Below are 18,604 nucleotides of genomic sequence, written 5' to 3'. Positions count from 1 at the left end.
TCAGCGGCGGGCGCGGGGCAACGCCCCCGGCTGGGGACCGTCCGGGATGGCGCCCCACACGGGTAAACTGGAGGGCTCATGTCTTCGACCGCAACCCTCCCCCGCATCGTCTTCCCGCCCGAGCTGCCGGTCAGCCGGAAGCGGGAGGACATCGCGCGCGCCATCCGCGACAACCAGGTCGTCATCGTCGCCGGCGCGACCGGGTCGGGCAAGACCACGCAGCTGCCGAAGATCGCGCTGGAGCTCGGCCGCACCAGCATCGGTCACACGCAGCCCCGCCGCCTCGCCGCTCGTACCATCGCGGAGCGGATCGCGGAGGAGCTGGGCCAGTCCGTCGGCGAGCTGGTCGGCTACCAGGTCCGCTTCACCGACAAGGTGTCCAAGGCGACCAGGATCAAGCTGATGACCGACGGCATCCTGCTCAACGAGCTGCGCCGCGACCGGATGCTGCGGGCGTACGACACGATCATCATCGACGAGGCGCACGAGCGCAGCCTCAACATCGACTTCCTGCTGGGATACCTCAAGCAGCTGCTGCCGCAGCGTCCCGACCTCAAGCTCATCATCACCTCCGCGACCATCGACCCGGAGAGCTTCGCGCAGCACTTCGCCTCCGCGGACGGCACCCCGGCGCCGATCGTCGAGGTCTCCGGCCGCACCTACCCGGTCGAGATCCGCTACCGTCCGCTGGTCGCCGAAGCGCTGGACGAGGACGACGACGATCCGGACCCGGTGCCGTCGGCCGACCGCGACTACCTTCAGGGCATCAACGACGCGCTCGACGAGCTGGCCCGCGAGGCCGCAGGCGACGTGCTCGTCTTCCTCTCCGGCGAGAACGAGATCCGGGATGCGGCCGACGCGATCCGTGGCCGCAATCTGCCCGGAACCGAGGTTCTGCCGCTCTACGGCCGCCTCTCCTCCGCCGAGCAGCACCGCGTCTTCCAGCCGTCGACGCTCCCCGGCATCCGGCGCCGCGTCGTCCTCGCCACGAACGTCGCCGAGACCAGCCTCACCGTCCCCGGCATCAAGTACGTGGTGGATGCGGGCACGGCCCGGATCAGCCGGTACAGCACGCGGGCGAAGGTGCAGCGGCTCCCGATCGAGGCGATCTCGCAGGCCAGCGCCAACCAGCGGTCGGGCCGCTCCGGCCGCACCAGCGACGGCATCGCCATCCGGCTGTACTCCGAGGAGGACTTCGCCAAGCGGCCCGAGTTCACCGAGCCCGAGATCCTCCGCACCAACCTCGCCGCGGTGATCCTGCAGATGATCTCGCTCGGCCTCGGCGACATCGCGGCGTTCCCGTTCCTCACCCCGCCGGACTCGCGCGGCATTAAAGACGGTCTGGATCTGCTCACCGAGCTCGGCGCGATCGCGACGGCGAAGGAGGGCACGAAGCTCACGCCGGTGGGACGTCAGCTCGCACAGCTCCCGATCGACCCGCGGTTCGCCCGCATGGTCGTCGAGTCGAAACGTCACGGCACCTCGCGAGAGGTGATGGCCATCGTCGCCGGACTCACCATCCAGGACCCGCGCGAGCGTCCCGTCGAGCGCCGCGGCAGCGCCGACGAGAAGCACGCCCGGTTCGCCGACCCGACCAGCGACTTCCTCACCCTCCTCAACCTCTGGAACTACCTCGAAGAGCAGCAGAAGGAGCTCTCGTCCAGCGCCTTCCGGCGGCTCTGCAAGGCCGAGTTCCTCAACTTCCTGCGGGTGCGCGAGTGGCAGGACGTCTACCGCCAGCTGCGGCAGCTCGCCAAGCCGCTCGGGCTGACCATCGGCGAGCCGTCCGTCAACCCCGACGGCATCCACCGCTCGCTGCTCGCCGGGCTGCTCTCGCACATCGGGCTGAAGGATGTGCGCGAGACCGGTCCTGCGCCGAAGGGTGCGGGCAAGGCCCCGCGCAGCAGGCAGGCCGAGTATCTCGGCGCCCGCCAGACCCGGTTCGTGATCTTCCCCGGATCCACCCTGGCCAAGAAGCAGCCGAACGCGGTGATGAGCGCCGAGCTGGTGGAGACATCCCGGCTGTTCGCGCGGATGAACGCGGCCATCGACCCGGCGTGGGCCGAGCCCATCGCGGGAGACCTCTGCAAGCGCCAATACAGCGAGCCGCACTGGGAGAAGAACCAGGGGTCCGTCGTCGCCTACGAGCGCGTGACGCTGTTCGGCGTCCCGATCATCCCGCGCCGGCGCGTGCAGTATGCGCGAATCGACCGGGAGCTGTCACGCGAGCTCTTCATCCGGCACGCCCTCGTCGACGGCGAATGGGACTCGCACCAGGCGTTCGACCGCGCCAACCGGAAGCTCCGGGCCGAGCTGCGCGAGCTGGAGGAGCGCACCCGCCGCCGCGACATCCTCAACGACGACGAGGCGGTCTTCGAGTTCTACGACAAGCGCATCCCCGCCGACGTGGTGTCCACCCGCTCGTTCGAGGGCTGGTGGAAGAAGGCAAGGCAGGAGACGCCCGACCTCCTCACGATGACGCCGGAGGCGCTGCTCGACGAGGAGGCGGCCGAGGTCGACGAGGACGCCTTCCCGCCCGTCTGGCGGCAGGGCGACCAGCAGCTGACCCTGCGGTACCGGTTCGAGCCGGGTGCGGAGGACGACGGGGTGACCGTGCAGGTGCCGCTTCCGCTGCTCGCCGGGCTGCTCCCCGACGGCTTCGACTGGCAGGTGCCCGGGCTGCGCCACGAGCTCGTGACCGCGCTCATCAAGTCGCTGCCGAAGGCGATCCGGCGACAGGTGGTCCCGGCCGCCGACTGGGCGCAGCGGCTGCTCGGCGAGCTGTCCGGAACAGCCGGGATGCGCGCCCACGAGGGTGAGCGGCCCGCGGCCTCCCTCGCCGACACGCTCGCGGCGACGATCTCGCGGCTGACCGGATCCCGCGTCAGCGGCTCGGACTTCGACCTCGACCGCCTCCCCGCGCACCTCCGGCCGACCTTCCAGGTCGTCGGAGAGCGCGGACGCACGCTCGCCAGCGGGAAGGACCTCGGCGCGCTGCAGGAGCGGCTGCGATCGCGGGCCCGCGACTCGGTCGCCGCCGTCGCGGAGGCGCGAACGCCCAACGCGATCGAACGGACCGGGCTGACGACCTGGGATCTCGACGAGCTCCCCCGCTTCGTCGACTCCACGCACACCGGACCGGGCGGCACGAAGAACGTGATCCGCGCCTACCCGGCGCTCGTCGACGACGGCGACTCCGTCAGCATCCGCCTGATGGGAACGCCCGCCGAGCAGGCCCGGGCCATGCCGGGCGGTGTGCGGCGGCTGCTGCTCGCCAGCATCCCCTCGCCCGTCGCCTACGTGCAGCAGCACCTGACGGCCAACGAGAAGCTCACGCTCGCGGCGAGCCCCTACCCCAACACCAAGGCGCTGTTCGACGACTGCCTGCTGGCCGTGATCGACTCGGTGCTGTACCGGATGAAGCCCGACGGCCAGGTGTTCATGCGCGCCGAATTCGAGGCGGTGCGGGATCGGGTGTCCGGCATCGTGATGGACTCGATGTTCGAGACGGTCGCGCTCGTCACCCGCATCCTCACCGCCGCCCGCACAGCCGAGAAGGCGATCGCGGGCGTGACGGCGCTGACCTACCTGGCGGCGCTGAACGACGCGAAGGGGCAGCTCTCCGGACTGGTGTGGGCCGGGAAGGGCGTCGGATTCGTGTCGGCGACAGGGCTCGAGCAGTTGCGGCACCTGCCGCGGTACCTCGCCGGGATCACGCAGCGCATGCAGGCGCTGCCCACGAACCCCGGCCGCGACCGGGCCTGGCAGACGCAGGTGGAGACGGCGGTCGCCCTGTACACGGACGCGGGCGGCCGCATCCCGCTCGCGCCCGGTTCGCCGCCGTCGCTGGTGCACGCGCGGTGGATGCTAGAGGAGTTCCGCGTCTCGCTCTTCGCGCAGTCGCTGGGCACCGCCGAGACCGTCTCCCTGCAGCGCATCCGCAAAGTCCTCGCCTCCTGACCCTCGCGCCTCCGCCCCACTCCGTCCCACCGTCGAGTCCGCAAACTTTGCACACTCCAACCGTGTGTGGCGTGCAAAGTTTGCGGACTCGACGGCGGGCGGCTGACGAGGGATACGGGGTCAGACGCCGAGGTGGAAGCCGCCGTTGGAGTGGAGGAGCTGGCCGGTGATCCAGCCGCCGCTCTCGGACAGGAGGAACGCGACGAGGCCGGCGGTGTCGTGCGGGCGTCCCAGGCGGCCCAGCGCGGTCTCCGCTGTCAACTGCTCGACCAGTTCGGGCGTCATCCACCCGGTGTCGATCGGTCCGGGATTGATGAGGTTGGCCGTAATCCCGAGGTGCGCAAGCTCGACGGCGGCAGCCTTCACGATCCGGTCGAGGGCACCCTTGCTCGCGCCGTACGGCAGGTTGTGCGCGGTGTGGTCGCTGGTCAGCGCGACGATCCGCCCGAGACCGGATGCGCCGGACGGGAACTGCTCGGCGAACGCCCTGATGAGCAGCCACGAGCCGCGCGTGTTCACGGCGAAATGCCGGTCGAACGCCTCAACCGAGGTGTCGAGGATGCCGCTGTCGACCGAGTGCGCGTGGCTCATCACGAGCGCCTGCACCGGTCCCAGCTCGTCGCGCACCCGCGCCATCGCGGCGGCCGGAGCCTCCGTGTCCGCCAGGTCGACCGGCACGGGCAACGCGCGAGCGCCCATCCCGCGCAGCTCCTCCGCGAGCGCCTCGTGCTCGGTCGGATGCGCACCCCACGGCATCTCCGAGTCGTACCCGTCCCAGTACCCGAACGCGACATCGAACCCGATGGACGCGAGGTTCCGGGCGATCGCATCGCCGATCGACCCCCGTCGGCTCGCACCGGTCACGAACACCACAGCCCGCTTCGCATCCACCCCGTGATGCTATCGGCTCCGGAGTTTTTCGCCCCGACACGCCGTGTCGAGGCCGAAAAACTCCGGAGCCGATGAGGGGAGGCTAGAGCACCTTCGAGAGGAACGCCTGCGTCCGCTGGTGCTGCGGGTTGCTGAGCACTTCGCGCGGGTCGCCGGACTCGACGACGACGCCGCCGTCCATGAACACCAGCTCGTCCGCGACCTCGCGGGCGAAGCCCATCTCGTGCGTCACGACCACCATGGTCATGCCGCTCGCGGCGAGGCCCTTCATCACATCCAGCACTTCGCCGACGAGCTCCGGGTCGAGCGCCGAGGTGGGCTCGTCGAACAGCATCAGCTTGGGGTCCATCGCGAGCGCACGCGCGATCGCTACGCGCTGCTGCTGACCGCCGGACAGCTGCGACGGGTAGTGGTCGCCCTTGTCGCTGAGTCCCACGCGGGCGAGCAGCTCGGTCGCGCGCTCCACCGCCTTCGCCTTCGAGAGGCCCTTCACACGGATGGGCGCCTCGATGATGTTCTCCAGCGCGGTCATGTGCGGGAAGAGGTTGAACCGCTGGAACACCATCCCGATCTCGCGACGCTGCCGGGCGGCCTCCTTCGGCTTCAGCTCGTACAGCTTGTCGCCGTGCTGGCGGTAGCCGACCACTTCGCCGTCGACCGAGAGACGGCCGGCGTCGACGCGCTCCAGATGGTTGATGCAGCGGAGGAACGTCGACTTGCCGGAGCCCGACGGGCCGATGATGCACAGCACCTCGCCCGGGTTCACCTTGAGGTCGATGCTCTTGAGCACCTCGTTCGAGCCGAAGCTCTTCGAGACGCCCTCGGCCAGCACCATGGGGGTCTTCGTGTCGGTCATCCCTTGCCTCCGAGGTCGTTGCCGTCCGGTGCGCCGGCCGCGGGGAGCGCGCCGGTCGCGAGGGCCGGGTCGTTGCGGTCCGGGCGGCGCGCGTTGACGCCGCGGGAGAACCGCTTCTCCAAGAAGTACTGCCCGACCATCAGCAAGGAGGTGAAGAGCAGGTACCAGAGCGACGCCACGATGAGCAGCGGGATGGGCGTGTAGGTGACCGCCGAGATGTCGCGCGCGACGCCGTACAGGTCGGTCGTCAGCGGGATCGCCGCCACCAGCGAGGTGGTCTTCAGCATCGAGATCACCTCGTTGCCGGTCGGCGGGATGATGACGCGCATGGCCTGCGGGATGACGATCCGGGTCATCGTCTGCCACCACGACATGCCGAGCGCGGTCGCCGCCTCCTCCTGGCCCTCGTCGACCGAGAGCAGGCCGGCGCGGACGATCTCCGCCATGTACGCGGCCTCGTTCAGCGCGAGACCGATGACGGCGATCACGAAGGCGTTCTGCATGAAGCCGAGGTTCAGATCCACGCCGATGTTCGTCCACGGCACGCCGAGGAAGATCTGCGGGTAGATCAGCGAGAACAGGCCCCAGAAGACCAGCTGCACGTAGACCGGGGTGCCACGGAAGATCCACAGGTACAGCCAGGCGACCGACTTCACGACCGGGTTCGGCGAGAGGCGCATCACCGCGAGGATGAGGCCGAGCACGACGCCGATGATCATCGAGTAGATCGTCAACTGGAGGGTGACGAGCGCAGCAGCACTGATGCGCTTGTCGAAGACGTACTTGCCGACGTACTGCCAGCCGTAGGCCTCGCGCTGGGAAGCGTCCACGATGAACCAGACCAGCAGGAGGATGAGGATCGCCGCGATGACGATGCGCCAGGGGTGCCGGAGCTTGATCGCCTTGATCGGCTCGGGACGGGTCCCGCCCGGCGACGGGACGGATCCCGTCGCCGGGTGGGCGGTGTTGCTCTGTGACATGAAGGTCAGCCCTTCGAGGCCGCGTTGACCTCGGCCGTCTCGACGGCGCCGTCGGCGACGCCCCACTTGTCGAGGATCTTCTTGTAGGTGCCGTCGTCGATGAGGGCCTGGACGGCCTTCTGCAGCACGGGGGTGAGCTCCGAGTCCTTCTTGACGGGGAGGCCGTAGGGCGCCTCGTCGAAGGTCTTGCCGGCCTCCTGGAGCTTGCCGTTCGACTTCGAGATCGCGTACAGCGTGACGGGCGAGTCGGCGCTGAGGGCGTCCGCCTTGCCGAGGATGACCGCGTTCGTCGCGTCGTCCTGGGTGTCGTAGCGGAGCGCCTGGATGGCGGGCTTGCCCTCATCCGTGCACTTCTTCGACTTGGCGGGGACCTCGTCGGTGTCCTCGTAGGTCGTCGACTGGACGGCGACCTTCAGGCCGCAGGCGTTGTCCGGGTCGATGTCCTTGCCCTTCTGGGAGGCCCAGAGGATGCCTGCCGAGTAGTAGTTGACGAAGTCGACCTGCTGCTCGCGCTCGGTGGTGTCGGTGAACGACGACATTCCGTAGTCGTCCTTGCCGCCGGCGACGCTCGGGATGATGTTGTCGAACTTCGCGATCGCGAACTCCGTCTTCACCCCCAGCTTGTCGCCGATGGCCTTGGCGAGGTCGACCTCCCAGCCGACCGGCTGGGCGTTGTCGTCCTTGAACTCGTTCGGCGGGTACGTGTTGTCCATGCCGACCACCAGCTTGCCGGCATCCTTCACCTTCTGGGGCAGCTGTCCGGCGAGGGTGTCGTCCTTCTTCACGTCCGAGACCGAGCTCGTCGTTGAGCTGCCGGACGGGGTGCTGTTGTCGACGCAACCGCTGAGCGCGAGCGCTGCAACGGCGGCGACTGCGGCGATGGGAGCCACGGTACGAATGCGCATGATTGTCGTTGTCCTTCTTCCTGTACAGGAATGTGCCTGATGCGTATTGCAAGGGTAAGGGGAGGATACCCCAGCGGCGTCGCCGCGCTTCAACACTAATTCGCGCAGGGAACGGCGTTTTTCACGGATGTTTCCGGAAGGTTTCGTCGATTACGGCAGCGAAATCCGTGGAATTGTGCGTGGACGCACGGCGAAACCCGCGCGGGATGCGCCCGGACGCCGCGGTGGCGCCCGGAGGTCACGCTCCCGTAACGACCGGCCGTTCCGGGTCGTTCGACCACGCCGAGTACGAACCCGCGTACAGAGCGGGCAGCGGAAGACCGGCGACGACCATGGCGAGGGCTTCGTGGGCGGCCGTGACGCCCGATCCGCAGTACACGCCGACGGGCGTGTCGGCGTCGATGCCGAGGCCGCGGAACCGTTCCGCCAGCGCGTCGGCGGGAAGCATCCGTCCGTCGGCGTCGACATTGTCCGTGGTGGGTGCGCTGACGGCACCCGGGATGTGGCCGGGTCGCGGATCGACCGGCTCCACTTCGCCGCGGAAGCGTTCGGCCGCGCGCGCGTCCAGCAACACGGCGTCCGCCGCGGCGGCGAGGGCGGCAGCCGCGTCGCCGTCGAGGGTCGGAAGCGCGCCGAACTGCACGTGGATGCTGCCGGGGATCGGCGTAGCGTCAGGCCCCTTCTCGAGCGGCATCCCGGCGTCGCGCCAGGCGGCGATCCCGCCGTCGAGGACGCGGACGTCGCGCACGCCCGCGTGGCGCAGCAGCCACCACGCCCGGGCGGCGGACGTTCCGGAGGCGTCGTCGTACACGACGACGGAGTCGCCGTCGCCGAGGCCCCAGCGTCGCGCCGCCTCCTGGAAGGCGTCCGGCGACGGAAGCGGGTGGCGACCATCCGTGGGCTCGCCATGCCCGGCCAGCTCGGTGTCCAGGTCGACGTACACCGCGCCGGGGATGTGCCCGCGCTCGAACTCCTCGCGGCCGGGCGGTCCGCCCAGCTTCCAGCGGACGTCGAGCACGCGCCACGCCGAACGCCGCCGGCCGGCGCCGCTCCACAGGGATTCAGCCCCGAGAGCGACGTCCAGCGCGGCGGCGGTGATCAGCGGAGAAGTCTCCGTTGCCATATCAGCGACCGGTGGAGGCCTTGGCGTTCGACTCGTAGGAGGTGTTGGTGGACTCGAAGAAGTTCACCAGCTCCAGCGTGTCGTTGGCGGTCGCCATCCACTTGGCCGGGTTGGAGACCTTGTACTCGGCCTCGAAGCCCAGCTCCTCCAGACGGCGGTCGGCCAGGTACTTCACGTACTGGTTGATGTAGTTCGCGTTCAGGCCCAGGATGCCGCCCGGGAGGAGGTCGCGGTTGTACTGCTCCTCCATCTCCACGGCGTCCAGGATCATCTGGCGGATCTCGTTGGCGAACTCCGGCGTCTGCAGGTCCGGGTTCTCCTCCAGCACCGTCAGGATGAGGTTGATGCCGAACTTGAGGTGCAGCGACTCGTCGCGCACCACCCAGTCGATGAGCGAACCGAAGTTGCGCAGCAGGTTCCGCTGGCGGAACGAGAGCGCCACCATGAAGCCCGAGTAGAACCAGATCCCCTCGAGGATGACGTTGTACGCCACCAGGTTGCGGATGAAGTCCTGCTTGCCCTCGGTCGTCGTGATGTCGAGCGCCTGCTCGGTCATCCGCTTGATGAAGCGGACCTCGAACTCCTCCTTCTTCGCCATAGACGGCACGTCGACGTGGGAGTTGTAGGCCTGTTCGCGATCGATCGGGAACGTCTCGAGGACGTACTCGAACGACATGCAGTGGTTCGCCTCCTCCCACATCTGCTTGGCGAGGTAGAGGTGCGCCTCAGCCGCGTTGATGTAGGGGTAGACACCGAAGGCCAGGGCCTTGTTGACGAGCAGCTCGTTCGGGTTGAAGTAGCTCATCAGGAAGGTGACCGCGTGGCGCTCCTCGTCGGTCATCCGCTTGAAGTCGGCGATGTCCTCACCGAGCTGGATCTCGTTCGGGAACCAGGTGTTCGCGACGGCCTGGTCGTAGAGGTCCATCGCCCACTGGTACGTGACCGGCTTGAGCAGCAGGCCCTCTTCGATTCCCGTTCCCAGAATCCCCATGGTGTTCCGTCTCTTTCGTTATTCGGTGGGTCGGCGGGTTACTGGCAGGACTCGCACTGCAGGTCGTCCATCGGGTCGACCGGCACGTAGTACTCCTCGATCTTGGTGCTGTTCACTTGTTCTCACCGCCCGCCGGGGTGGAGGAACCGAGACCGCCGAAGCCGAAGCCACGGCGAGCGGGGGCGGAGGCCGGCGCGGTCTCCGTGACGGCGGGAGCCGCAGCCGGAGCCGGAGCGCCGGCGCCGACCGAGGCGAAGCCCTTGCGGCCTCCGCTGATCTCCTCGGCCTTGTTGACCTTGACGGTCGACTGCTCGGCCTGGTGACGCGGCTTCATGTGGAGGTAGTACGTCGTCTTGACGCCCTTCTCCCAGGCCGCGTAGTAGATGTCCATCATGTCGCCGAGGTCGCGCGTCTCGAGGTACATGTTGCGGCTGATCGCCTGGTCGATCCACTTCTGGGCGCGGGCCGCGACCTCGATGAAGGCGTACGGCGAGAGCTGGAAGCTCGTCTTGAACGTGGCCTTAACCTCGTCCGGGATCTCCGCGATGTTCTGGATGTCGCCCTGCGACCGCAAGATCGCCTCGCGGACGTCCTGCCAGATGCCGCGCTCCTGCAGCGTCTCGACCAGGTTGCGGTTGACCTCGAGGAACTTGCCCGAGGAGGTCGACCGGCTGAAGATCTGCGAGAACTGCGGGTCGAAGCCGGGCGTGGTGCCCGCGACGAGACCGATCGACGCGGTCGGCGCGATGGCCATGAGGGTGGCGTTGCGCATGCCGCCCTTGACCTTCTCGCGGAGACGGTCCCAGTCGAGGCGGATGGTGCGGTCAACGGTGATCGGGACGCCGCGGTCGGCCTCGGTGAGGGCGATCGAGTCATAAGGCACCAGACCCTGCGACCAGCGGGAGCCCTCGAAGTTCGGGTACGCGCCGCGCTCCTGCGCCAGGTCGGCGCTCTCGTCGATGGCGGCGTACGAGACGTGCTCCATGATCTCGTCGATCAGGGCGTAGGCCTCTTCGCTCTCGTAGCTGAGGCCCAGCTTCTCGACGACGTCGGTGAAGCCCATGACGCCGAGGCCGATCGCGCGGTTCTGCTGGTTCGAGAAGTCGGCCTCGGGAACGCTCGACACGGTGATGTCGATGAGGTTGTCGAGCTGGCGGACCGCCTGGCGGGCGCTGGCCTCGATGCGCTCCCAGTCCATCTTCCCGTCGACCAGGTGACGCGACAGGTTGATCGACGCGAGGTTGCAGACCGAGACGTTGTCGCGGTCCTGCGGCAGCGTGATCTCGGTGCACAGGTTGGAGAGGTGGATGGTGCCCGTGTTGTTGTTGAGGGCACGGTTGTTGATGGTGTCCTTCCAGGTCAGCCACGGGTGGCTGGTGGTCTGGAGGCTCATCAGGATGTCCTTGAACTGCGCGCGGGCGCTGATCTTCTTGAACATCTTGAGGTTGCCGGCCTCGGCCTCGGCGACGTAGTGCGCGTAGCGCTCCGAGAAGGCCTTGCCGTACAGCTCGTTGAGGTCGGCGACCTCCAGCGGGTCGAAGAGGTACCAGTCCTCGTCGTTCTGGACGCGCTTCATGAACTCGTCGCTGATCCACACCGCGGTGTTGGCCGTGCGGGTGCGGCGGTACGGGTCGCCGGAGTTCTGACGGAGGTCGAGGAACTCCGGGAAGTCCATGTGCCAGTTCTCCATGTAGAAGCACAGGGCGCCGAACTTCTTGCCGCCGCGGCTGACCGCGCGCAGTACCGAGTCGATCGTGTGCATGAACGGGATCGGACCGGTGGAGGTGGTGTTGTTGGAGCGGATGGGCGAGCCCTGCGCACGCAGCTTGGTGACCGAGAGGCCGATGCCGCCGGTGCCCTTGGTGAGCCACATGACGTCGCGGACGCTCTTCGCGATGTGCTCGATGTCGTCCTGCATCTCCATGACGAAGCAGTTGGAGAGCTGCGGGTAGGCGGTTCCGGCGTTGACCAGGGTCGATCCGGCGGCCAGGTACTCGAGCTTCGACATCTTGTCGTAGAACGCGATGGCGTGGCTGGTGGGGTCGGCCTCGTTGAGGGAGAGGCCCATCGCGATGCGCATCCAGAAGAACTGGGGCACCTCGAGGGAGTCGCCGTTGCGCGCCTTGATGCCGTAGCGGTTGTTGAGGGTGACGACGCCGATGTACTTCAGCAGTTCGTCGCGGGAGGGGTCGAGGTAGCCGGCCAGGCGGTCGAGGTCGAACGCGGTCGTGAAACGGCCGTCGAGCAGCGTCTCGGCGACGCCCCGCTCGATGTAGCCGCGGAAGCGGGAGGTGTGGAGCTCGACGAGCTCGTCGTGGCTCTCGTAGTCGCCGAGCACGCGCTTGTAGATCGTCTTGAGGAGGAGGCGCGCGGCGACGGTATCGAACGCCGGGTCGTCCTTGACGTTCTGGAGGGCGACCTGGATGACCGCCTCGTCGAGCTGCTGCGTCGTGATGCCGTCGAAGAGCGTGAGCTCGAGCTCGCTCGCGATCTGCGTCACCCACGTGATGTTCTCGTCAAGACCCTGGGCCGCATTCTCGATGGCCAGGTTGATCTTGTTGGCGTCGTACGGCTCGCGCTCGCCGTTGCGCTTCACGACTGTGATAGCCACTGTCTCTCCCTCATTCGCTAAGCCGCGTGAGCGGCGGAAATCCCCGCGGAACCGTGCCTTCCCGCATCGGGGGGAGGCTGACCGGCTCTGTGTGCTCGACCACTATATAGCGGGGGTCCGACATTTCCACTCCCCCACATCTAGTGGGCGTGTCGTCCACAGATGGGGAGAAGTTATGCACAGTTTCCACACCCCACGAAGGGGGGATGGACAGTGTGGATACTCCCGCGGAACCGCCTCCGCGACCGATAGTGTGGATGGCTGTGAGCACCTACACGAGCCTCCTGAAGACGCCGGGCGTCGCCCGCATCATCGCGGCTCAGCTCACCGCACGCTTCCCGTTCGGCATGCTGTCGCTCGCCTTCCTGCTGCACATCGAGCGCGTCCACGACTCGTACGGCGCCGCGGGTCTGGTGCTCGGCGCGATGAGCATCGGACAGGCCATCGCCGGGCCGATGACCAGCCGGCTGATGGGCGTCCTGGGCATGCGGGTCGTGCTCTGGACGACGCTCGCGCTTTGCTCGGTGGCGGTCGCCGCGATCGGCCTCTTCGTCATGCCCATCCCCCTGACCATGGGCGTTGCGTTCTTCGCCGGCCTCAGCATGCCGCCCATCCAGCCGGCCGTCCGCACGATCTATCCGAAGATGGTCAACTCGCGGCAGCTGACCCCGCTGTTCTCGCTCGACGCCTCGGCGCAGGAGATCATCTGGATCGCCGGCCCGGTCGCCATCACCTTCGTCTCGACCCAGATCGGAACCGTCGAGGGAATCCTGATGTCGGTCGCGATCATGCTCGCCGGCGGATGCTGGTTCATCTCGTCGCCCGAGGTCGGCCGGGTGCGCATCCCGCGCAGCAAGCGGCGGTTCGGGACGGTGCTGGCGCGGCCGCCCGTGCTCCTCGCGACGGTCGTCGGCTTCCTGCTCATCGGCTCCTGCTCGGCGGTCGAGGCCGGTGTGGTCGCGACGTTCGGAGAGGGGTCTCCGCTCGCGGGCATCGTGCTCGCCATCTGGTCGCTCGGCTCGCTGGTCGGCGGCCTTGCGTTCGGTCACGTGCCGATCGGGCCATGGGCGACCGCGCGGCGCATGCTCATCGTCTTCGTCGGCGTCGTGCTGTCGACGTTCATGCTGTGGTCGTGGTGGGGGCTGTCGCTCACCCTCCTGATCGCCGGCCTCGGCATCGCCCCCGCCCTCGCCGTGCTGTTCGCGATCGTGTCGGCGAGTGTGAAGTTCTCGGACACCGCGGAGGCCTACGGCTGGGTCGGAACCGGCCAGCTCATCGGAGCCGCCCTCGGTTCCGCGGTCGCGGGCTTCCTCATCGACGGCGTCGGTGCGGTCGGCGCCTTCTGGGTGGCCGGGGCCTTCGCCCTGGTCGGCTTCGTCGTGCCCGCCCTGGCGCACCGCATCCACCCCGACCTGCGCGGTCGCGACGCCTCCCCCATCCCCGACACGGAGCCCGTCCCCGTCCAACCCTCCTGACCCCCTACCCCTACTCCCCTTTCGCCGAAGTGCACGTAGTGGCGGCTATTCCGCCGTTTTAGCGGCCACAACGTGCACCTCGACAAAGCCGGGGCTGTGGATAACCGGATGTACGGGGCGGCAGCCGAGACGATGTGCAGATGGGACGACATCTCGCCGAACTGGACGACGCGCTCACCGACGGCCCCTTCACCACGCGAGCGGGTGCTGAGACGGGGGTGACCCGCTCCCGGATGCGCGCCGGCGACCTCATCACGCCGATTCGCGGGGTCCGCATCCCCCTCTGTGCGGACGGTCTCGAAGCCCGCCTACGCGCATACGCTCTGCACCGCGAGCGGGATTTCGCGTTCAGCCACACGACGGCGGCCCGGCTGTACGACATCCCCGTACCGGCAGAACTCCCGCCAGGCATCCATGTCAGTGTGCCCGACCCCGGACGACCGCCGTCGATTCACGGGTTCATCGGACACAAGCTGCGCCGCTGGGATGTGCGCGTGGTCGGAGGCTTGCCCGTCACGACACCGGAGCAGACCTGGATCGACCTCGCTTCCCTTCTGTCGGTGTCCGCCCTCGTCGTCGCCGGCGACTTCTTGATCGGCGGACGTCATCCACTGACCGACAAGAACGCCCTGCGCGCAGCGATCACTGCCGCGTCGGGTCGGCGAGGCATCGCCCGCGCGCGATCGGCCTTCGAGAAGATTCGCGTCGGCTCCGAGTCGCCGGGCGAGACGCGTTTGCGCCTCGCGTTGCACGAGGCCGGCTTGCCCGAGCCACTCCTCAACGTCGATATCTGCGACGACGACGGCCGCTTCGTCGCTCGTACAGATCTGGCCTATCCGGCATCCCGAATCGCGCTCGAGTACGAGGGCGATGTCCACCGCGTGGATCGGGCGACCTGGATGAAGGACATCGGCCGCCGGGAACGCGTAGAAGACCTGGGTTGGCGCATGGTGCGGGTGACCGCGGCGGACCTCCGCGAGCCGCACACCCTCGCTTCGCGGGTTCGTCACCTGCTCCGCACCCGGTGAAGGATCGTCGAGGTGCACGTAGTGGTCGGTATTCCGCCGGAATAGCCGCCACAACGTGCACCTCGGCGAGGGAGGCGGAGCGGGGAGCCGGGGAGGCGGGGCTACCAGCGGGGGTGGACGGAGGCGCGGAAGTGGGTGTCGTAGATGCGGTGCACGGCCTCGTCGAAGTCGGAGGGGAGGCGCACACCGGCGGCGGCCGCGTTCGCGCGCGCCTGCTCGGGCGAACGGGCGCCGGGGATGACGGTGGTGACGCCGTCCTGCGCGATGATCCACGCGATGGCCGCCTGCGCTGGCGTCGCGCCCTCCGGCACCAGCTCCGCGAACTCGCGCGCGGCCTTCACACCCTCCTCGAAGTCCACGCCCGAGAAGGTCTCGCCCACGTCGAACGCCTCGCCGTGGCGGTTGTAGGTGCGGTGGTCGTCCGCCGCGAACGTCGTCTGCTCGGTGTACCGGCCGCTGAGCAGCCCGGAGGCGAGCGGCACCCGCGCGATGACACCGACGCCGGCCTCGCGCGCCGCCGGGAGCACCCGGTCGAGCGGCTTGAGGCGGAAGGCGTTCAGGATGATCTGCACCGTCGCCGTGCCGGGCCGCGCGATCGCCGCCAGCGCCTCGTCCACGGTCTCCACGCTGACGCCGTAGTTCTCGATGGCGCCCTCCTCGACCAGTGTGTCGAGCGCGTCGTACACGGCGTCGGTCGAGAAGACGGGAGTGGGAGGGCAGTGCAGCTGGACCAGATCCAGCCTGTCGACCCCGAGGTTCCGGCGCGAGCGGTCCGTCCACTCGCGGAACTTCGGCAGGGTGAAGTTGGCCGGATCCTGCGCTTCGCGCCGCCCCATCTTGGTGGCGACGGTGAGCGGCAGTTCGGGGTGCTCGGTCACGAACCGCCCGATGATCTGCTCGCTGCGGCCGTCGCCGTAGACGTCGGCGGTGTCGAAGAAGGTGACGCCGGACTCCGCCGCCGCTTCGAGCACACCGAGGGCGTCGTCTTCCGACACGTCTCCCCAGTCCGCTCCGAGCTGCCAGGTGCCGAGTCCGACGACCGACACCTCCCGTCCTGTTCCACCGAGGATGCGCTGTTCCATGCCCTCAGCCTATGCCGGGCGGGATGCGGTGTCCGGGGGTTGCGATCCGCCGCTTCCCGGCCACCACGCGGGCGTGAGCCGCCCGACGAGAGCGAGGAACGCATCCACGTCGCGCGGCCGCGGGCGGGTGAGCCAGACGTCGATCGCGCCGATGGTGCCGTCGGCGAGGTAGCGCGCGATCGCTCGGCGCTCCACGTCGTCGTCCGCCGGGACGACGAGGCTGTGCTGGTCGAGGAGCAGGTCGATCGACGCCTGGAAGTGCTCGCTGAGCATGGCGTGCAGACTTGCCGCTCCGCTCTCGGTCCCCAGCCCGCGCCGGTAGATGATGTCGTGGTCGTCAACGTGCCGCAGCACCGCGCGGGTGACGCCGACGACGGCGGCTCCGGCATCCGACGGTTCGACGTCGACGAGGTACTCGGTGCGCAGCGCATCCAGCTCCGACCGCAGCACGCTCTCCAGCAGGGCGGCGGGTGACGGCGCGTACTCGTACACCGTCGAGCGGTGGACGCCGGCCGCCGCGGCGAGCGCCGACACCGTGACCTCGCTCACCGGCCCACGGCTGGCGAGGTCGAGGATGGTGGCGCTGAGCCGGGCGAGCGTCTTCTGCTGGCGTGCATCCACCGGACGATCGTACAATGGAGTTATCCGACAGTTGTCGGATAACGAAAGGAGATTTTCATGGCTCAGTACGACGTCGCCGACCGGTCCGCGATCGTGACCGGAGGCGGCTCGGGCATCGGCCGCGCCATCGCGCTCACCCTCGCGGCGAGTGGCGCTTCGGTCCTCGTGACCGACCTGAACGAGGAGCACGCGAAGGCCGTCGTCGACGAGATCACCGCGGCCGGAGGCACCGCTCGCGCGCTCGCCGGGGATGTGACCGACCCGGAGTTCGCGACCGCCAGCGTCGCAGCGGCGAACGAGCTCGCTCCGCTCCGCATCGCCGTCAACAACGCCGGAATCGGCGGAGCGTCCGCGCCCGTCGGCGAGTACCCGGTCGACTCGTGGAGGAAGGTCATCGAGGTCAACCTCAACGCCGTCTTCTACGGGATGCAGCCCCAGCTCGACGCCATCGCCGCCAACGGCGGCGGCGCTATCGTGAACATGGCGTCCATCCTGGGCAGCGTCGGATTCGCGAACTCCTCCGCGTACGTCACCGCGAAGCACGCCCTGTTGGGCCTCACGCAGAACGCCGCGATCGAGTACGCCGGGCAGAACGTGCGCGTCGTCGCGGTCGGCCCCGGCTTCATCCGCACCCCGCTCGTCGCATCGAATCTGGATGCGGACGCCCTGAAGTTCCTCGAGGGCAAGCACGCGCTCGGCCGTCTGGGCGAGCCGGAGGAGGTCGCCGCGCTCGTCGTATTCCTCGCCTCGGATGCCGCGAGCTTCATCACCGGCAGCTACCACCTGGTCGACGGCGGCTACACCGCCCAGTAATCCTCCACAGCCTCCGGCTTTCCACAGAAGAGCCGGAGGCCTGCCGTGCTCGGTCGCGCTCGCCTAGGGTGAGGAACGTGACCGAGCACGACACCTCCCCCGACACCACCCTGCTGTCCGACGACCTCCTCTCCCGCATCCGGGAGCGAGCCGCCGGCTACGACCGCGACAACCGGTTCTTCACAGAAGACTTCGCCGAACTGGCCGACGAAGGTTACCTCCGCGCCCTCGTGCCGACCGAGTTCGGCGGCCTGGGGCTCAGCCTGCAGCAGACCGCGCGCCTGCAGGCGCGCCTGGCCGGGGCCGCGCCCGCGACCGCCCTCGCCGTGAACATGCACCTGGTCTGGACGGGCATCGCCAAGACACTTCGCGACCGTGGCGACGACTCTCTGGAGTTCGTGCTCCGGGAGGCCGGCCAGGGCGAAGTCTTCGCCTTCGGTCTCAGCGAGGCGGGCAACGACCTGGTGCTGTTCGGCTCGACGACGGAGGCGCGCCCGGAATCCGACGGGTCGTACCGGTTCCACGGCAGGAAGATCTTCACATCCCTCTCCCCCGCCTGGACCCGGCTGGGCACGATGGGCCTCGACAGCACGAGCGACGACGCCCCCAAGATCGTGTACGGCTTCATCGAGCGCACCGGAGGCGGCTTCGAGATCCGGGAAGACTGGGACACGCTCGGGATGCGTGCGACGCAGAGCAACACGACGGTGCTCGACGGTGCGCGGGCCACTGCCGACCGCGTCGTGCGGCGCCTCGACCCCGGTCCGAATCCCGACCCGCTCGTGTTCGCCATCTTCGCGAACTTCGAGATCCTGCTCGCCGCGGTCTACACGGGCATCGGATCACGGGCTCTCGATCTCGCGGTCGAGGCGGCCCACCGCCGCACGAGCCTCAAGAACGACGGGCGCAGCTACGCGAACGACCCGGACATCCGGTGGCGGGTCGCCGAAGCCGCGATCGAGCAGGATGCTCTGCTCCCCCAGCTGGATGCGCTGGCCGGCGACGTCGACACCCTCGCCGACCACGGCCGGCTGTGGTTCCCGAAGCTGGTCGGACTGAAGGTCCGGGCCACCGAGACCGCGCGGCGGGTCGTGGATCAGGCCATCCGCGTCTCGGGCGGCTCCACCTTCTTCGCCGGCAACGAGCTGGGGCGCCTGTACCGCGATGTTCTCGCCGGGATCTTCCATCCCTCCGACGCCGAGTCGGCGCACAACACCGTCGCGAACGCCTGGCTCGGGCCGATCGAAGACTGAATCGGGCACGACAGC

14 protein-coding genes are annotated in these 18,604 nt (G+C 68.6%); 5 read left to right on the top strand and 9 right to left on the bottom strand.

Annotation, left to right across the window (positions count from 1 at the left end):
- Positions 1–78: 78 nt before the first annotated feature.
- Positions 79–3,960, top strand: coding sequence for an ATP-dependent RNA helicase HrpA (hrpA, locus tag BLR91_RS04860; protein WP_089876706.1), 3,882 nt, complete (start codon positions 79–81; stop codon positions 3,958–3,960).
- A gap of 120 nt (positions 3,961–4,080) precedes the next feature.
- Here hrpA and BLR91_RS04855 read toward each other — a convergent pair whose 3' ends face one another.
- The 7 genes from BLR91_RS04855 to BLR91_RS04825 form a co-directional block, all read right to left on the bottom strand.
- Positions 4,081–4,851 (bottom strand): SDR family oxidoreductase, encoded by a 771-nt coding sequence (locus tag BLR91_RS04855; RefSeq protein WP_231918821.1) that lies wholly within the window; start codon positions 4,849–4,851, stop codon positions 4,081–4,083.
- Between the two features lie 82 nt (positions 4,852–4,933).
- Entirely contained in the window at positions 4,934–5,707 is a 774-nt protein-coding gene (locus BLR91_RS04850; RefSeq protein WP_018191676.1) for an amino acid ABC transporter ATP-binding protein, read from the bottom strand.
- A complete protein-coding gene (locus BLR91_RS04845) occupies positions 5,704–6,687 on the bottom strand; it encodes an amino acid ABC transporter permease (RefSeq protein ID WP_089876710.1) in 984 nt (327 codons plus the stop codon). The genes BLR91_RS04850 and BLR91_RS04845 overlap by 4 nt, the downstream gene beginning before the upstream one ends.
- 5 nt (positions 6,688–6,692) lie before the next feature.
- Positions 6,693–7,592, bottom strand: coding sequence for an ABC transporter substrate-binding protein (locus BLR91_RS04840; RefSeq protein ID WP_172823185.1), 900 nt, complete (start codon positions 7,590–7,592; stop codon positions 6,693–6,695).
- A 238-nt stretch (positions 7,593–7,830) separates the two neighbouring features.
- On the bottom strand, positions 7,831–8,715 hold the full coding sequence (locus BLR91_RS04835; protein WP_089876714.1) for a sulfurtransferase: 885 nt from the start codon (positions 8,713–8,715) through the stop codon (positions 7,831–7,833).
- Position 8,716: 1 nt separating this feature from the next.
- Positions 8,717–9,706 (bottom strand): ribonucleotide-diphosphate reductase subunit beta, encoded by a 990-nt coding sequence (locus BLR91_RS04830; RefSeq protein ID WP_018191680.1) that lies wholly within the window; start codon positions 9,704–9,706, stop codon positions 8,717–8,719.
- 112 nt (positions 9,707–9,818) lie between these two features.
- Positions 9,819–12,317: a ribonucleoside-diphosphate reductase subunit alpha gene (locus tag BLR91_RS04825; protein ID WP_172823184.1), complete on the bottom strand. Its 2,499-nt coding sequence runs from the start codon at positions 12,315–12,317 to the stop codon at positions 9,819–9,821.
- Between the two features lie 257 nt (positions 12,318–12,574).
- Here BLR91_RS04825 and BLR91_RS04820 point away from each other — a divergent pair, with 257 nt between their 5' ends.
- Positions 12,575–13,792 (top strand): MFS transporter, encoded by a 1,218-nt coding sequence (locus tag BLR91_RS04820; protein ID WP_442911225.1) that lies wholly within the window; start codon positions 12,575–12,577, stop codon positions 13,790–13,792.
- 140 nt (positions 13,793–13,932) lie between these two features.
- A complete protein-coding gene (locus tag BLR91_RS04815) occupies positions 13,933–14,820 on the top strand; it encodes a hypothetical protein (protein ID WP_089876718.1) in 888 nt (295 codons plus the stop codon).
- Between the two features lie 101 nt (positions 14,821–14,921).
- Here the strand turns inward: BLR91_RS04815 and BLR91_RS04810 are convergent, their stop codons facing one another.
- Complete coding sequence (locus BLR91_RS04810) at positions 14,922–15,902, bottom strand: aldo/keto reductase (RefSeq protein WP_089876720.1); 981 nt, start codon at positions 15,900–15,902, stop codon at positions 14,922–14,924.
- Between the two features lie 9 nt (positions 15,903–15,911).
- Complete coding sequence (locus BLR91_RS04805; protein WP_089876722.1) at positions 15,912–16,523, bottom strand: TetR/AcrR family transcriptional regulator; 612 nt, start codon at positions 16,521–16,523, stop codon at positions 15,912–15,914.
- A gap of 57 nt (positions 16,524–16,580) precedes the next feature.
- Here BLR91_RS04805 and BLR91_RS04800 point away from each other — a divergent pair, with 57 nt between their 5' ends.
- A complete protein-coding gene (locus BLR91_RS04800; RefSeq protein WP_089876724.1) occupies positions 16,581–17,336 on the top strand; it encodes an SDR family NAD(P)-dependent oxidoreductase in 756 nt (251 codons plus the stop codon).
- Positions 17,337–17,413: 77 nt separating this feature from the next.
- Positions 17,414–18,589 (top strand): acyl-CoA dehydrogenase family protein, encoded by a 1,176-nt coding sequence (locus tag BLR91_RS04795; RefSeq protein WP_089876726.1) that lies wholly within the window; start codon positions 17,414–17,416, stop codon positions 18,587–18,589.
- The last annotated feature ends 15 nt before the right edge of the window (positions 18,590–18,604 follow it).

Source organism: Leifsonia sp. 466MF (assembly GCF_900100265.1).
GTDB lineage: Bacteria > Actinomycetota > Actinomycetes > Actinomycetales > Microbacteriaceae > Leifsonia.
Note: the sequence above shows the minus strand (reverse complement) of the source record. Positions and strands in the feature narration are given on the sequence as shown.

Bases quoted from the DNA above. Each gene is read 5' to 3' on its own strand.
- BLR91_RS04800 (WP_089876724.1), top strand. From the start codon at position 16,581: ATGGCTCAGTACGACGTCGCCGACCGGTCCGCGATCGTGACCGGAGGC.
- hrpA (WP_089876706.1), top strand. From the start codon at position 79: ATGTCTTCGACCGCAACCCTCCCCCGCATCGTCTTCCCGCCCGAGCTG.
- BLR91_RS04815 (WP_089876718.1), top strand. From the start codon at position 13,933: ATGGGACGACATCTCGCCGAACTGGACGACGCGCTCACCGACGGCCCC.
- BLR91_RS04845 (WP_089876710.1), bottom strand. From the start codon at position 6,687: ATGTCACAGAGCAACACCGCCCACCCGGCGACGGGATCCGTCCCGTCG.
- BLR91_RS04810 (WP_089876720.1), bottom strand. From the start codon at position 15,902: ATGGAACAGCGCATCCTCGGTGGAACAGGACGGGAGGTGTCGGTCGTC.
- BLR91_RS04830 (WP_018191680.1), bottom strand. From the start codon at position 9,706: ATGGGGATTCTGGGAACGGGAATCGAAGAGGGCCTGCTGCTCAAGCCG.
- BLR91_RS04840 (WP_172823185.1), bottom strand. From the start codon at position 7,592: ATGCGCATTCGTACCGTGGCTCCCATCGCCGCAGTCGCCGCCGTTGCA.
- BLR91_RS04820 (WP_442911225.1), top strand. From the start codon at position 12,575: ATGGCTGTGAGCACCTACACGAGCCTCCTGAAGACGCCGGGCGTCGCC.
- BLR91_RS04835 (WP_089876714.1), bottom strand. From the start codon at position 8,715: ATGGCAACGGAGACTTCTCCGCTGATCACCGCCGCCGCGCTGGACGTC.
- BLR91_RS04850 (WP_018191676.1), bottom strand. From the start codon at position 5,707: ATGACCGACACGAAGACCCCCATGGTGCTGGCCGAGGGCGTCTCGAAG.